This is a genomic window from Chitinophaga rhizosphaerae (genome assembly GCF_003958645.1).
Taxonomy (GTDB): domain Bacteria; phylum Bacteroidota; class Bacteroidia; order Chitinophagales; family Chitinophagaceae; genus Chitinophaga; species Chitinophaga rhizosphaerae.
In genome coordinates, this window is sequence record NZ_RXLO01000001.1 from 533639 (window position 1) to 548661 (window position 15023).

At 55.4% G+C, this 15023-nt stretch carries 17 protein-coding genes; 7 read left to right on the forward strand and 10 right to left on the reverse strand.

What is annotated here, in order from left to right:
* The first annotated feature begins 22 nt into the window (after window positions 1-22).
* The 4 genes from EJ361_RS02040 to EJ361_RS02055 all read left to right on the forward strand — a co-directional run bounded on the left by EJ361_RS02040 (window position 23) and on the right by EJ361_RS02055 (window position 2234).
* Window positions 23-538 (forward strand): RNA polymerase sigma factor, encoded by a 516-nt coding sequence (locus EJ361_RS02040; protein WP_126243676.1) that lies wholly within the window; start codon window positions 23-25, stop codon window positions 536-538.
* Window positions 525-1028 (forward strand): hypothetical protein, encoded by a 504-nt coding sequence (locus EJ361_RS02045; protein ID WP_126243677.1) that lies wholly within the window; start codon window positions 525-527, stop codon window positions 1026-1028. Before EJ361_RS02040 ends, EJ361_RS02045 begins: the two co-directional genes overlap by 14 nt.
* Window positions 1029-1078: 50 nt before the next feature.
* Complete coding sequence (locus EJ361_RS02050) at window positions 1079-1630, forward strand: DUF4252 domain-containing protein (protein ID WP_126243678.1); 552 nt, start codon at window positions 1079-1081, stop codon at window positions 1628-1630.
* A 76-nt stretch (window positions 1631-1706) separates the two neighbouring features.
* The gene (locus EJ361_RS02055; RefSeq protein ID WP_126243679.1) at window positions 1707-2234 is read left to right on the forward strand and encodes a DUF4252 domain-containing protein; all 528 of its coding nucleotides are present in this window, start codon (window positions 1707-1709) and stop codon (window positions 2232-2234) included.
* On the opposite strand, the gene EJ361_RS02060 is transcribed toward EJ361_RS02055, so the two are convergent.
* Together EJ361_RS02060 and EJ361_RS02065 are read right to left on the reverse strand one after the other, a co-directional pair.
* Window positions 2231-2518, reverse strand: coding sequence for a DUF721 domain-containing protein (locus EJ361_RS02060; RefSeq protein ID WP_126243680.1), 288 nt, complete (start codon window positions 2516-2518; stop codon window positions 2231-2233). The genes EJ361_RS02055 and EJ361_RS02060 overlap by 4 nt on opposite strands.
* A gap of 16 nt (window positions 2519-2534) precedes the next feature.
* The gene (locus EJ361_RS02065; RefSeq protein ID WP_126243681.1) at window positions 2535-2972 is read right to left on the reverse strand and encodes a hypothetical protein; all 438 of its coding nucleotides are present in this window, start codon (window positions 2970-2972) and stop codon (window positions 2535-2537) included.
* 112 nt (window positions 2973-3084) lie between these two features.
* Here EJ361_RS02065 and EJ361_RS02070 point away from each other — a divergent pair, with 112 nt between their 5' ends.
* Window positions 3085-4023 carry a carboxylesterase family protein gene (locus EJ361_RS02070; RefSeq protein ID WP_126243682.1) on the forward strand — a complete coding sequence of 313 codons (939 nt, stop codon included), beginning with the start codon at window positions 3085-3087 and terminating at the stop codon, window positions 4021-4023.
* A 2-nt stretch (window positions 4024-4025) separates the two neighbouring features.
* Here EJ361_RS02070 and EJ361_RS02075 read toward each other — a convergent pair whose 3' ends face one another.
* Window positions 4026-4781 (reverse strand): class I SAM-dependent methyltransferase, encoded by a 756-nt coding sequence (locus EJ361_RS02075; RefSeq protein WP_126243683.1) that lies wholly within the window; start codon window positions 4779-4781, stop codon window positions 4026-4028.
* Window positions 4782-4930: 149 nt separating this feature from the next.
* Here EJ361_RS02075 and EJ361_RS02080 point away from each other — a divergent pair, with 149 nt between their 5' ends.
* Entirely contained in the window at window positions 4931-5698 is a 768-nt protein-coding gene (locus EJ361_RS02080) for a nuclear transport factor 2 family protein (RefSeq protein WP_126243684.1), read from the forward strand.
* Here EJ361_RS02080 and EJ361_RS02085 read toward each other — a convergent pair.
* The 3 genes from EJ361_RS02085 to EJ361_RS02095 form a co-directional block, all read right to left on the reverse strand.
* Complete coding sequence (locus EJ361_RS02085; RefSeq protein ID WP_126243685.1) at window positions 5695-6090, reverse strand: DoxX family protein; 396 nt, start codon at window positions 6088-6090, stop codon at window positions 5695-5697. The two genes, EJ361_RS02080 and EJ361_RS02085, sit on opposite strands and share 4 nt — an antisense overlap.
* A gap of 7 nt (window positions 6091-6097) precedes the next feature.
* Window positions 6098-6637 (reverse strand): GNAT family N-acetyltransferase, encoded by a 540-nt coding sequence (locus tag EJ361_RS02090; protein ID WP_126243686.1) that lies wholly within the window; start codon window positions 6635-6637, stop codon window positions 6098-6100.
* A gap of 112 nt (window positions 6638-6749) precedes the next feature.
* A complete protein-coding gene (locus tag EJ361_RS02095) occupies window positions 6750-7139 on the reverse strand; it encodes a hypothetical protein (RefSeq protein WP_126243687.1) in 390 nt (129 codons plus the stop codon).
* A gap of 183 nt (window positions 7140-7322) precedes the next feature.
* Here EJ361_RS02095 and EJ361_RS02100 point away from each other — a divergent pair, with 183 nt between their 5' ends.
* Window positions 7323-7958: a response regulator gene (locus EJ361_RS02100; protein ID WP_126243688.1), complete on the forward strand. Its 636-nt coding sequence runs from the start codon at window positions 7323-7325 to the stop codon at window positions 7956-7958.
* 60 nt (window positions 7959-8018) lie between these two features.
* Here EJ361_RS02100 and EJ361_RS02105 read toward each other — a convergent pair whose 3' ends face one another.
* From EJ361_RS02105 to EJ361_RS02120, 4 genes are read right to left on the reverse strand one after another with little or no spacing between them, the layout of a single operon-like run.
* Window positions 8019-9191 (reverse strand): TlpA disulfide reductase family protein, encoded by a 1173-nt coding sequence (locus tag EJ361_RS02105; protein WP_126243689.1) that lies wholly within the window; start codon window positions 9189-9191, stop codon window positions 8019-8021.
* Between the two features lie 12 nt (window positions 9192-9203).
* Window positions 9204-10451 (reverse strand): TlpA family protein disulfide reductase, encoded by a 1248-nt coding sequence (locus tag EJ361_RS02110; protein ID WP_126243690.1) that lies wholly within the window; start codon window positions 10449-10451, stop codon window positions 9204-9206.
* 20 nt (window positions 10452-10471) lie between these two features.
* Window positions 10472-11809, reverse strand: coding sequence for a RagB/SusD family nutrient uptake outer membrane protein (locus tag EJ361_RS02115; RefSeq protein ID WP_126243691.1), 1338 nt, complete (start codon window positions 11807-11809; stop codon window positions 10472-10474).
* A 12-nt stretch (window positions 11810-11821) separates the two neighbouring features.
* Window positions 11822-14875, reverse strand: coding sequence for a SusC/RagA family TonB-linked outer membrane protein (locus EJ361_RS02120; RefSeq protein ID WP_126243692.1), 3054 nt, complete (start codon window positions 14873-14875; stop codon window positions 11822-11824).
* Window positions 14876-15023: the final 148 nt, after the last annotated feature.

The window sequence follows — 15023 nt, forward strand, 5'->3', positions numbered from 1 at the left end:
TCTGCCATTCTAAAATAAACGCATGACATCCAGCGCATTTCAATCCCTCATCATACCGTACAGGCAAAAGCTCTACTGCTTTGCGTTCCGCCTGCTCGGTAATGAGGAGGATGCGAAGGATGTGGTCCAGGACTGCTTTATCCGGGTTTGGAACAGTCGCGACAAGATGCCCGAGCTTCAAAGCCTCGAAGCCTGGTGCATGCGCATTACGCGCAACCTGGCGCTCGACCGGCTGAAGAGCCGCAAGTATCGTGTTACCGACGACCTGGACAGGGCCGGCGAAGTGCCGTCCGTGCATCAAACGCCTCATCAGCACGCCGAAAAAAGTGATGTGATGCGGAGGGTGCACGGGGCCATCGCCAAATTGCCGGAGAAATACCGGACCGTTTTGCGGCTCCGGGATATGGACGGGCTGAGTTACCAGGAGATCGCCGACATGCTCGAAATCGGGCTGCCGGAAGTAAAAATCAATCTGCATCGCGCCCGTAAACAGGTGCGGGAGCAGCTACAAAACCTGCAAGTGTATGGAATACAATGACATCAGGGCCCTGCTGAACAAGTATTGGGCCTGCGAGAGCACGGAAGCGGAAGAAGCGGAGCTGCGCGTTTTTTACGCCGGCCATGAAGGAACGTTGCCCGCAGACCTCCAGGAAGCCGCCCCGCTGTTCCGGTATTATCATGATTGCAGCGACATACCGGAAATGCCGGAACTGTTCACCGACCGCCCGGCACCGTGGGACGAACCGCAGCAGGCCTCCATTATCCGGTCTATCACCCAGGGATGGATGAAATACGCCGCCGCCGTGCTCGTGGCCGCAGGAATGCTGTATTCGGCAGACAGTTTCCGCGACAAACGGACGTCGGAAGACCTCGCTTTCCGCGATACCTTCTCCGATCCCAAACTGGCTTACCAGCAAACGCAGCGCGCCCTTCAGCTGCTGTCCAAAAACCTGAACAGGGGCAAATCGCAAATGGAAAAGATCGCCTATTTCAATGAGGCCACAGACCTCGTGACGGGCAAAAACTAAGGCCATTCAAAAACCAATATAACCTTGATTGATTCTTTAATTCAACGCACATGAAACGTCTCATTCCACTGGTCGCCTTACTATGCCTCTTGTGCAGCAGCCAGCTGGCCGTTGCGCAATCCACCATCGACAAGTTCTTCCAGAAGTATCAGAACGACAATTCCTTCACCGTCATCAACATCACGCCGAAAATGTTTTCCATGTTTTCGAAAGTGAGCTCCGATGACCCGGACGCCAGGAAGGTAATGACGCTGGCCAGCAAACTGAAAGGCCTGCGCATCCTGATCAAGGAAGACACCAAAGATGGCCAGCGCCTCTACCGCGAAGCCGCCCAGTTCCTGACCAACGGCATGGAAGAATTGATGAGCCTGCGCGACAAGGACACCGACCTCAAATTCATGGTCCGCGAAAACGCCAAAGGCAACGTAGCGGAACTGGTGATGCTGGTCGGCAGTACCAACGAATTCCTCGCGCTGCTGCTCATGGGAGACTTCTCCATCGAAGAGCTCTCCGACATCGCCGGAAGCATGAACATCGACGGTTTCGAGAACCTCGGCAAGCTCGACACCAAAGGTCCCAAGGGACCGAAAGGCAAAAAATGACCGTACCGGACAAGCCGCCGTCCTCCATCCGCGGCCGCTTTTCCATTTTCCATCCTTTACCCGAAAAAATCCTTCCATGATCCGCACCCTGATTATCGCCATTACCTGCATCCTGTTTGCCACCACCGCCAGCGCACAGCGTAAAACGCTCCGCCACTTTATGGTACAGCATTACGACGTGGCATCCACCCAAAAAATAGGACTGGGCTTCCTCACATTCCGCGTAGTGAGCTGGTTCATCCCCGACCGGGCTTTCGACGGCAAGATGAAAGACATCAAATGGGCATTGAAAAAAGTAAGAAAGGCCAGATTTTACGCGCTCGAAATGGATTACGGCGTATTCTCCACCGAAACGGTGATGGGCCTGCGCCAAGCGCTGGAACAAAACAATAAATTCGAATTACTGGCGGAAGTCCGTCACGAAAACGCCAACATCCACCTGCTCAGCAACGGCAGGAACGAAGACAGGATCGATAATTTAGTGGTATTGGTGCAGGAAGACGGAGAAATGATAATGCTGCACCTGCGTACCCGCCTGACGATGGACGATATTACCCGCATCGTCAACACCGTAGCCGACGAAGTTAAGCTCGCCGGCCGCTAACGGATAATTACTTCCGTCACGACTTTTTCCCCCAGCATTTCATTTACCAGCCCGGCGATCCGGTCTTTGGAATAATTCAGTTCCTGCTTGAGGGGCGCTACGCTCGTCACGATCACCAGCTTGCCATCGTAGAGGTGCACGCTTTCGGTGTATCTCGCGATCGTTTTACCGACCACCTGCTCCCAGTTTTCCTGGATACGCACTTCCATGAGGCGCGGTTTGAGCTTGCTTTTGTTGAGATACTCCCGCAGGGCGTCGCCCATGCTGACAAGGTTGTTTCGCATAGCGCAAATGTAGGGATTAATTTTCAGGGATCAGTCCATGTTCGCGCAGCACTTGCTTTTCATCGCCGGTTATATACGCAAATATTTTGAGCGCTCCCGACGCCGATGTGAGCAGGTACCACACATCAAATTCGATCTCAATCGTTTGGCCGCCTTTATCGTAAGCGGAATCCCAATGCACTTTTACCAGGAAATGCTGCTCATTAATTTCAGTCACATCCAGCCCGGCAACACGCATCCTTTTGGTACCGATCTTCCGGTAGAACGCGTTGCCTTCCGGGACGGCTTTCAGGAAGGATTCGTCGTTTGGGCCACCTATTACCCCGCGGGCCGACGATTCCACGAAATAATCGGCGAACGCGGCCGCCATGGCTTTTGGATCCTCGTTACGGCCCTGCACACCGTCGTTAAACCGATGTTCGTATGCCTGGAAGAATTCCTTAATCTTATCCATATACCAGCGTTTTCCGAAGCGTCACAATATTCGGGCCATGGGCCCGGTTATCGAGCTGAAAATACGGTTCCGGCGGATAGGAAACCTTCGGAACTTTGCGTAAATTCCTGTCATGAAGCATCTATTTGTTCCCCTCTTACTGCTGACCGGCCTGCAGGCCGTGGCACAGCAATCACCCGCCAAATTCACGCTGGACGTACGTTACCTGATTTCGCTCCCCGATGGGTACAGCACGGATTCCACCGGCAAATGGCCATTGCTGATCTTTCTGCACGGGTCCGGCGAAAGCGGGACCAATCTCGATAAGGTGAAAGCGCACGGGCCGCCGAAGCTCGTGGAAGCGGGGAAGAAATTCCCGGTCATCATCGTTTCTCCCCAATCCGACTTCGGAGGGTGGGACGCGGGCATCCTCCAGCGGCTGATCCACGACCTTAAAACCCGTTACCGGGTAGATGCGGACCGGGTGTACATGACGGGCCTCAGCATGGGGGGTTACGGCACCTGGGAATACGCCTCCCGGTTCGCCGGCGACCTGGCGGCCATTGTGCCCATCTGTGGCGGCGGCCGGCCGGAAGACGCCTGGAAGATGCGATACCTGCCCACCTGGTGTTTCCATGGCGGGAAAGACAATGTAGTGCTCCCCAGCCAAAGCGCCGATATGATCAATGCCCTGAAACCTTACCAGCCCGGCGTGAAATTCACGGTGTACCCGGATGCGGGGCACGACAGCTGGACGGAAGCCTACAACAGCGACAGCCTGTGGACGTGGCTGCTGGCACAGCGCCGCCACGAGTTCAAACCCGTGCCCGTGGCGCCGGCCATACTGGCGAAACATGCAGGTATATACGTCCGCGGCGAGCGCGATACCGTAGTGATCACACCAGCCGAAAACTCCCTGCAATTACAGGCCGGCCGGGGCAAGGAAACATTGAAACCTGCGTCGGAAACGGTTTTCTACTGGATGGAAAAAACACCGGTGGATATCATTTTCAATAAAGAAGGCTTCCTTTTCCGCGGCCGGCTACAGGAGCAGTACAAAAAGGTGAAGTAGCGTTATTCCAGTTTTCCGATGTAAAGGCGCGTGGTGTACATGAATTTCACCATGCCGTTGTGCGCGTATCGCGCAAACAGTTCTTCCAGCTCGCTCATCATGGGAGCGTAAAGCGCGTGCCCGGGCTGTGGCGCGTAGGAAGCAGACAGCAACCTGCCCTTGAGGCCCTGCAGATCGAGCTGCTGCGCGTTGCGAAAAACGTGGGCGCTGTACACGGCGGGGGAGAAGAAGGCCGACAGTTGGGCGGGCCCTACGTTCCGGTGATTGGTTTCCCGGTAATCGACGGCGTATTTCTGGAGGAGGGATTCGTAGGCTTTTCCCAGTTCGTCTTGCAGATCGCGCTCGTTCCACATGAGCACCGTACAGGCGCCGGGCTTGCCGATCCGCAGGAATTCGCTGCGCGCCGCGCTGCCGTGGAACCAGTGAAATGCCTGGGCGGCCACGATCAGGTCGGCCGAGGCGCCGGGCAGGGTGGTTTTCTCCGCTGTTCCCGCCACCGCGCGAAACCCGGGATAACCGTGTAGCAGCCGCTCGGAAGCCTCCCGCATATCTGCATTCGGCTCTATGGCGAATACCGTATTCCCGTTTTCGAGGAACGGCATGCAGGAAATCCCCGTGCCAGAGCCGATATCGGCTACCACGGCGTCTTTCGTAAGACATGCTTCCTGCTCCAGGCAGGTGATGATGGCATGCGGATAATGTGGCCGGTACTTGATGTAATGTTCAGCCCTTCCGCTGAACCGTTCGGTGTTTTTCATATGCAATGGTTGTTCCATGGGTTACATGTCTAATGTCAAGATTATCATTATCATGCCAAAATTTCCCCAAATGAATCTACACTAACAAATAAAAGTACCAGTTGTTTGCTGTAATATTATAACAACATCTGTTTTTTTACATTTCCGCCATGAAAAAAATTTGCATCTGCTTCGGTATCCTGTTGACTTTCACCCGCGTCAGCGCGCAGTCCGACGCCGTGATAGCCGACCTTATCCTTCAAAAAGACAGTTTATTCTGGAAAGCGTATAATAGTTGTGATCTCGCGGCGATGAAGACTTTCTTCAGTTCAGATCTCGAATTTTACCACGACAAAGGCGGTCTCTCGTTTGGGGTGGATAAAATGGTGAAGAACTTTGGGGAAGGGCCCTGCAATCCCAAAGGCGATTACCGCCTGCTGCGCGAAGCTGTGCCAGGGTCCGTTAAAGTGTACGCCTTGCGACAGGCAGATACGGTTTATGGCGCCATCATCCACGGCAGTCATTACTTCAGCATCGTGAAAAACGGGCAAACGCGCCGCGACGGGCTGGCGCAGTTCACGCATGTCTGGATGAAAAAAGGAGGTTGGAAAATGACGCGCGTCCTCAGTTTCGACCATGGACCGGCGCCTTACGACAATGGCAGGAAGATCGTGGAATTGACGGCAAAGCAACTGGAAAGCTGCACGGGCACTTTCAAAGGCCCGCAAACGACGCTGGTTTTCACGGCAGGGAATAATATGCTGATCATGCAAACACCCAAAAACACCGTCAATTTATACCCGCAATCTGCCGATATATTTTTCATGAAAGAAGCAGACCTCACGTTTACTTTTTCCCGCGATGCAGCAGGCCGGCCGGTGAAGCTCGAAGTCCATCAAAAGGGCGAGCTCGCCGAAACACTTACGCCGCAGCGTTAAGCCGCGCGTTCGCCGTCGGCCGCCGCCGTTACCAGCAGCGCTACGATGAGGATGAAGCTGTACTCACATCCGCCTGAGCCGTGTTCCCCCACGAACCAACCCAGTTCCGCGTGGATGATAACGATCCCGACCAGCAACATCAACACGAATCCGGCGCTCAGCCAGCGCACGAATTTGCCTGCGGCCAGCAAAATCCCGCCGGCGATCTCGAAAACGGTGATCATCCATACCAGCGCTTCGCCGGCCGGGAACCCTTTTGATTCGAGGAATCCGCCGAACCGGGGCACCGTTCCGCCCGTCACCCGCACAACAGCATGCGCGATGAAGATAATGGCGATGGATATACGTAATATAAGCAGCGTGTGCCGCAGCGACAGATAAGGGAAACGCATGTCGTGTTCAGGTTTTGGTGGTGCAGAGTTGCTTCCAGTAAATGATGGTGCCGGTGAGGCCGCCAAGCGGTTTCAGCGCGAAGCCGGGTATGACGCCCGTTCTGTTGTACCCCTGCTTTTCATAGAACCCGGCCGCGCCTTCGTCTTCGGCGGTATCCAGTGTAATGAGGCTGCGCCCGTGAAGGCGGGCGAGGCTTTCCGCTTCGGCCAGCAGCGCACTGGCGATGCCTTTCCCGCGATGGGCCACCGCCGTCATCATTTTGGCGATTTCGGCGCGGTGGGGCTGATTCGGGGGAAGGTCGAGCAGCAGCGTCACCGTTCCCGCCAAATCGCCGCTTTCCGTAAAAGCCCCCAGGATAATTCGTCCACCTTGTTCCGCCGCTGCCAGCGAGCCTTGCCAGAAGGCACGCGCATTTTCCCCGGAAAGGGGATGCATGAAGCTTACGGAGCCGCCGTTCGCCACGGTTTCGATCAACAATTCAGACAGGGCAGACAGTGTGAGATCATCGTGCGCCAGTGGACGGATAAGCACAGGATCGTAATTCATACAATACGGGTTGTTTCATCCTGAAATTACGGTTTTCCGGGCCCCGCGTCAACAGTAAAACGAACAGCCGGCCAATAGGCGACCGGCTGCAGGGCGGAACGTGCGCTCCGGATTAAAAAACAATCTGCGCAACGGCGGAAAGCGCCGTACCCGTAGATGTTCCCGTTTTAACGAGATTTCCGTTCACGAACATTTCGACTTTCAGGTTGGCGTTGGCGTTGGGGCCAAGGGCGCCGATTGCACAGCTACTGCTCAGTGCACTGGCGGGAACGTCGAGCACGGGGCTTTCCCAGGTATTCTGGTTGATGCTCGAAGCCGTGGTGATCGACTGATCGTACCCGTAGACGGCGTTCTTGATCACGACCCCGGAGCTGCCGGTAGCTTTAAACTGCACTTTCTTCGCGGTGCGGCCAGGTGCCGGATCGTCGTCTTTCCCGCCGCAGGCGGCCATACCGATGGAAAAGGCTAACAATGGCAACAGGAACATTTTCAATGATTTCATATAATGATTGTTTAGATAATAAATAAGCTGCTCGCCACAAAAGTAAACCCGTCTGCCACCCAGTTCAATACCCTATTCCCGGGGAAATTTCCTACTGGTTTTCCGGTAGATGCGCGTAATTTTATCCGCCGGACGCGAATAATCTATATTTTTGGGGACGGGGATCATCCGCCCCGGTAAACCATGTCCGGAAACACCATTCAAATTGCCATTGTAGACGACCATCCGCTCATCCTGGAAGGATTGCAAAAGTTACTGGATAATACCCCCGGCATGGAAATCGCCGGATGTTTCAGCACTGCCGCCGAATGCCTGGATTTTCTCCGCACGTCTTATGCAGACATCCTTTTGCTCGACATCGGCCTGCCAGACGCCAGCGGGCTCGACCTTTGCCGCGACGTCAAAACCCTTTCGCCCTCCACGCGCATACTGGCGCTCAGCAATCATTCCGAACGCAGCATGATCCTGCAGATGCTCCAGCAGGGTGCATCGGGTTACCTGCTGAAAAACGTAGCGGCCGACGAGCTGGTGCGCTGCATCCGCGAAGCTCACGAGGGTTTGCTCACCTTCAGCAAAGCGATCCGAGAGATCATGGCCAAACCCTCCGCATCGGCGCTCCGCGAAACACCGCAGCTCACCCGCCGCGAAAAGGAAATCCTCCTCCTCATCGCCGACGGTAAAACCACGGCCGACATCGCATCATTCCTCCACCTTAGTCCGCTCACCATAGAAACGCACCGCAAAAACCTCCTGCAGAAATTCGGGACGCCCAACGTGGCCGCCATGATCAAGCTCGCCGTGCAACTGGGGCTCATGTAAAACAAAAAGGAACGCCCGAAGGCGTTCCATTCTTCCGTTTGCATATATCAATTTACCAATCTATTCGCCCAAAAGTTCCTTGATCCTGGCGTCGAGCTCGTCTTCGCTTTCCTTACCGCCGCCCACTTGCTTGAAGATGATCTTGCCGGTGGGGTCGAGGAGGAATTTGGTCGGGAAACCGCTCACACCGTATTTCTGTACGAGGTCCAGCGATTCCTTTCCGTAGTTGTTCATGACGTGCAGCCAGTCGATACCGTCCGCTTTCACGGCGCCTTTCCAGTTTTTTTCCGAAGTGGCCAGGTCGGCGGACTTTTCCTCGGCGATGCCCAGGATCTCGAAGCCTTTCCCCTTGTATTGTTCGTAGAGCTTGCGCAGATGCGGGTGGCCTGCGCGGCAGGGGCCGCACCAGCTTCCCCAGAAATCCACCAGCACGTATTTCCCTTTGAGGGACGACAGGGAAAAATCATGGCCCTGGATATCCTTTTTCGTGAAATCCGGGGCGATCTTGCCCATCGCCGTAGCCTGGACGCTTTCGATCTTGTTAGCGACCCATTTTCCGTAGAAGGACTGCTTCCAGGTGGGGGCCAGCTTCGCGAAAGCCTGTGCGTATGCTTCCGGCGTATAATCCTCGAACATCTGGGTGAGGTAATACATGCTCAGGAAGGAAGCCGGATTCCTGGCGATGTACGCCTTCCGCAGTTCCTTTTTCTTTCCGTCCAGTGTATTGCCTTCGGTCCGCAGGGCAGACGCGCGGGCGGTATCGCCGCTTTTATAGGCCGCCTGTCCGTCTTTCGTCAATTGCCAGCGTTTGCTGATAAGCGGCAATTCCCGGGCATGGAACTGAGCGAATTCGGTATTCAGCCTGCCGCCTTTCGCCAGCGCCTTGTACGATTCTGCAGATTTACCCCGCATGACGATGCGGCCTTCTTCCAGTACGAGCTCCGCTAACGGCCCCGGTATGAACATTCCGCCTTTCGACACTTCGAACCTGCTGGAAGGGTTGCTGTTGAACAGCACCGCCACTACAGGCTCGGCTATTTCGCCGGTGAAGCGAAATGCACCGTCTGGCTGCAGCTGCGCCGTGTCCATTTTACGGGCGCCGTGCTGCATGTAGCTCAGCGTCAGTTTATGCCCTTCCTGGCCTTCCATGTACACATCCAGCGTAAAATGCTGCTGGGCGGAAGCGGAAAGCCCCGCGGCCAGTAAAAAAGCCGATATGATTGTTTTCTGCATGATGGGTATTAATTACATGGACATGGCCTTCATTACCTTGTTTTCGCCGGCGGGTTTCGCACGCAAACCTTTCTCGATGAAGGATTTGATCTCGGTTTCCGCTTCAGGGCTGTAGCCGGTGAACTTGGTCACGATCTTGCCTTCACGGTCGATGAGGTAGAGCGTGGGGATGCCGGAGAACTGGTAAGTTTCCATGGTTTTGTCCTTGTTGTCGCTCAGCAGTTGTTCCCAGGGCATGTTTTCATCCGCCATGGCTTTTTTCCAGGCGTTTTTATCGGTGTCGATGGAAATGCTCACCACTTCCAGCCCGTGCTTCTTGTAATCAGTATAGAGCTCCTTCACTTTCGGGATGGCCTGGCGGCAGGGGCCGCACCAGCTGGCCCAAAAATCGACCAGGAGATATTTGCCTTTGTATTTTTCGAGGCCCTGAACCTTGCCGAGATGATCGGGGTAGGAGATGGAAGGCGCGGGCTGGCCGGGCTGGAGTTTCATCATCTGCGCGCGGTTCTTGATGATGGTGTTTTTCAGGTTCTTAGCCTCGCTCAGCCAGGGGTACAGCTTCATAAGGTGATCGAGCTGGCGGAGCGTGGCGGCGTACTGCGTGGTATCGTGCGGACTGCCGGCGCCGCGGAGGGCGTACATGTAAACCGGACGGTCTTTGTAGATGCGTTTCATCAGTTCGTCGCGCTGCTCCTGGTCGTCGCGGGGATCGTTGTACCGGCGGCGGCCGACCCAGTAATTCGCCCAGGTGGAATCGCCGGTTTTGGTTGTATGTTCCTTCGCATAATACTGCTGGTTATAATCATCCACCATACGGAGGTAGCCCAGCGTGTTGTTCAGTTCCATCTGGTTGACGAAGTTGTTGTCGTGCGAGCCTTCCACGAAAGTGAAGTGCGGGATCTTGATCTTCATTTTCGCGGTGTCGTAGCCGCGGGAAGAGATTTTCACGTCGGCGTCGCTCCAGAAGGTGATATGTTCCCAGTTCATCACGTTGATCTTGTAGATGCCCGGATGGTCCTGTTTAACGCGGAAGGTGTAGGTGAGGTCTTTCCCCAGTTCCACGGAATCCACGATGGGCGATCTGCTGCCTTCGAAGGTTTCGCGGCTGAGATAGATCATTTTGGGCTGTCCTTCGGGCGTGGGGAACTTCACCGTGCCTTTCACCGTAATTTGCTTTGGTAAGTTGGCTTTCTGGGCCATGAGCGCCGCCGGAGTCATCAACAGCGCCAATAAAGCAGGTTTCAACATTGCTTTCTTCATTCCTGTGTTTTTAATTATGCTTAATAGTCTGAATTCTGTTTGATGTTGGGATTGAGCACCAGCAGGCGTTCCGGCAGCGGCATGAGCACATGGCCGGCTGGCTGTTGCAGGCTGGATAGCCAGGGGAGGGCTTTCCCGAACCGGCGCATATCGCTCCAGCGCAGGCGCTCCCCTGTGAATTCGCGCCTGCGTTCGCTTTCGATCATGTCGAGGAATGCTTGCGCGTTGGCGAAATCGCCGTTGGTGCGCAGGCTGGCTTTGCGTTTCCCGCGCAGTGTATTGAAGTGAGTAACATCCACGTTTCCTTGCCGGGCTTTCCCTTCCGCAGCGATGAGGTAGGCTTCCGCCAGGCGGCATACCGGGTAGGAGGGCGTGGCTTCCATGGGGAACTTGTTGAGGTAGTTCACTTCGAGGTCGAACGTGAGCCCCTTGCGCTTGAAATACCATTTCTTCCGGACGTCCGTATCTTCATAGGTATTGATCAGCGCTTCATCGATCCAGGTGTTGCCGTTGCCCGCGAGCTGTTCGCCGCCCCAGGGCGCAAATCCACCGGCCCCGAAAACGGAATTCAGGCCCATCATCTTGCTGCCGTTATTGGAAGCCTCGCCAATGGCATAGATCATTTCCTTCGACGAAGTGTTGTACATGAACATGGCGGAATCCACCTTGTCTGCCAGGGAGAATTTCCCGGAATTGATCACGGCTTCGGCCATATCCACGGCGTCCTGATATTTCCCGTTGTTGAGGCAGTGGCGCGCCAGCAGCAGTTGTGCGGCCTGTTTGCTCGCCTTCGTAATACCTGCCGTAAAATCGGGCAGCAGTTCCACCGCCTGCCGGAGATCGGCTTCCACGAATACTTTCACTTTGTCTTCGGATTCGCGGAGCGGGAAGGTAAGCGGGTCTTCCCCGCCTTTCATCAGCGCCACCTGTCCGAATTGCTCGTTGAGGAGGGAATAGGCGTATCCCCGCAACAGGTAAGCTTCCCCGGCGATGGGGCGCAGTTCGCTTTCGTCTTTATGCGATTCCCAGTAATTGATCGCTGCGTTGGAATTGCCGACACACTGGTAAGGATAGCGGTAAGCGAACTGAAGGGCGTTCTCGGCAACGGGGATATTACAGCGTTCATAGCCTGCATAGGCAAGGGTCTGCACGTCGTCACCCATTATTTCGGTAAGACTGTAATACAGGTTGAATGCGTTGTTGGTAAGCCCCAGCTTGGCGCCGTTAACCACCAGCGCCAGGTTGTTGCTGTTGATCATGGACGGCGAAGCGAGGTGATCGGGCCGCACGTCTAATTTATTGCTGCAGGCGGAAAGCCCGATGATTGCTGATATGGAGAGGTAGAGCGAATGTTTCATACCGGTAATTTTTTAGAATGAGAGATCGACGCCCAGTACCATGGCCCTGGGATTGGGAACGTTGGACGACACGATCCCCGAATTGCTGGCCGCTTCCGGATCGAAGCCGATGTACTTTGTAATGGTAAACAGGTTCTGCGCGGAGGCATAGACCTTGGCACGCGTAATGTGCGCACGCTGCAACAGCGATTTCGGGATTTCGTAACCCACCGTCAGGTTGCGCAGCCGCACGTAAGACGCGTTGTAGATGAACTGGGTAGAAGCCATCGAGTTCCAGTTGGTCATGTTGCCCTGACCATGCTGCCCCGCTACGGCGCGCGGAACATCCGTCACATCACCGGGCTTGCGCCAGCGGCTGTTCACGATATCGAATTTGTTGGGCATCACACCGAACCAGTCGAGGTCATAATTGCGGAGGGTCTGTTCGTAAAAGTCATATATTTTCGAACCTGCCACGTAATAGAACAATGCTTCTACCGTCACCCCCTTGTAACCTGCGGAAAGCGTGGTGCCGCCGGTGAATTTCGGCAGGGCGATGGGAATGTTCACGTAATCTTTCGCATTGATCATCCCGTCTTTGTTCAGGTCGTCATACATCATGTCTCCCGTTGCAGGGTCCACGCCCAGCGAGCGGTACACCAGCACGGAGCCTACGGATTCGCCTACTTTCACGGTAGATTGCGGTCCGCCGAAAATAAACGTACCGAACTGCGCCATGGTATCTGCCAGTGAAAGCACCCTGTTGCGGTTGAGGTTCATATTCGTTTCCACGCGCCAGCTGATGGCGGAACCCGCGGCACTGGCCACAGACAGTTCCATATCGAAACCCTGGTTACGCACGCTGCCCACGTTGTAGGGAATGTTGGTGGCGCCGAACTCCCAGGGGATGTTGCGGTTGCTCATCAACTTGTCGGTAGTCTTGTTGTAATAATCGACCGTCAGGTTCACGCGGTTGTTGAACAATGCCGCATCGATACCGGCGTCGAACTGCCTGGTCTGTTCCCAGCGCACGTTGGGGTTGCCCACGAGATCGCGGATTTTGAGGGCAGCGTCGCCGATATAGGACGTACCCTGCATGAGGACTTCTGCGCCGTTTTGCGCAAGCGGACGGATGTTCCCGCTAAGACCGTAGCTGGAACGGAGTTTCAGATGATTCACGACCTTCTGGCCGAGCATGAAGTTCTCCCGGGAGATGTCCCAACCGGCAGATACGGCCGGGAACCAGCTGTAGCGGTTGTTTTTGGCCAGCTTGGAGGAGCCGTCTGTCCGGAGGCTCGCCCCCAGCAGGTAACGGTCTTTATAGTCCACACCCACCCGCGCGAAATACGCTTCGGAAGTTTCCTTTCCGTTACCGTTCAGCGAACCGATGCCGAACACGCTGCCGTAAGATGCGGCTGCCTGTCCGCCGCTAATGCCCGGCACCCGCGGGAACCCGTTCAGTTCGTACCCGAAGTTGCTGGTTTCCATGCTGTAGAACGTCTGGCCCGCTGTGGCGGTGAGGCCCAGGTCGTGCCAACGGTTATTGTAAGTGAAGTAGTTGTCGACGTTGTAGTTGAAGTTATCCGTTCCCGTCACTTTCAGGCTTCCTTTGTTAAAGTAGCCGAGGTAACCCAGGGGCGACTGGAAATCGTTGCTGTTGATGTTATATTTATTGGCGGCCAGCTGGGAACGGAACTGCAGGGTTTTGTGCAGTTTCACTTCTGCGAAGATGTTGCCGAACCAGGTTTGCTGTTTGCGTTTGTTATTGTTTTCGAGCATTTCCCCCAGCGGATGCTGCTGTTGGCCGATGTAATAGCCGAGGCTGCCGTCTGGCCGGCGCACAGGCTCTTCCGGTGTATCGGGCCGGGCGTTGAACGCGCTGACGATGGGGTAGCTGTTGTTTCTATTGACGCCCTGCGAAAGATTGATGTTACCGCCCAGTTTCAGCCAGTCGCCTACCTGCTGGGTAACGTCGATCTTGCCGGTATATCTTTCGAACTGGCCGGTGCCCATGGCTGCCTGTTCGGAATAGCGGGCGATAGACATATAATAGCTGTTCTTTTCCCCGCCGCCGTTCATGCTGGCCTGGATGTTGGTTACCGGTGCCGTTTTGTTCTTGATCCGGTCGATCCAGTCGGTGTTGCGGTCGGCCATTTTGAGGCCAGACACTTCGCTGCCGAGGCGCGTTTTTTCCGATTCCAGCCTTGAAATCTGTGCAGGCGTGAGGCCAACGGGATTAGCCAGTATTTTTTCGATGTCGCCGATTCGGTTGTTGCGGGAGTCGGAGAAGGCGGATTTGTATTCGTCGGTGGATAGCATCCTCCGCGTGGCAGGCACATTATTGAAGCCCGTGTACGCATTCACCGAGAAAGATGGTTTAGCGCCGATCCGGCCTTTTTTTGTGGTGATGATGATGACGCCGGTGGAGCCGCGTGCGCCGTAGATGGCTGCGGAAGCGGCGTCTTTCAGTACGTCGATGGTTTCCACGTCCTGCGGGTTGAGGCTGTTCAGCGCCACGGCGCCGCCTTCGATCACGAGCCCGTCGATCACGACGAGCGGAGCGGCCGAATTGGCGCTGGCGGATTGTACGCCGCGGATCTGGATAGTGGGCGGGTTGCCGGGTGTGCCCGACGAAGATACCACGGTAACGCCGGGGATGCGGCCCTGCAGGGCTTTGCCCACGTCAGACACGATGTTGTTTTCCGGAGCCAGGTCTTTGGCCCCGATGGAAGAAATGCTTGTGGTCACGTTGCGGCGCTGCTGCGTACCGTAACCTACTACCACGGCGGATTTCAGCTCCAGTGCGGAAGTTAGCAGCATGATGGGGCGCATGATGGCCGTGGCCGGCACCATTACGGTTTCGAAACCCATGGAGGAGATTTTCAACTGGGCATTGGCGGGCACCCGCAATTCGAATTCCCCCTTTTCATTGGCGGTCACCCCGCCGGTGCCGTTCACCACCTTGATCGTGGCCCCGGGAATCGGCGCCCTGGTGAGCGAATCGCGCACCGTTCCCCTGATAACCTGCTGGGCAAAAGCCCCTGCGCTCAACATACAGGCAAGAGATAGCAAATAGACATGTTTCATAAACACTACTGTTTGGAAAATGAATGGTTGGAGATTTGGTTGATTCTTTCGTTGGTTGGTCTTTGATCGGTTGAAATGAGCCTCATGACCCCACCAAAATAATCGCGGCGTTCCATTCAAAAGGTCAAAATTGTACGTACCGGCTTCC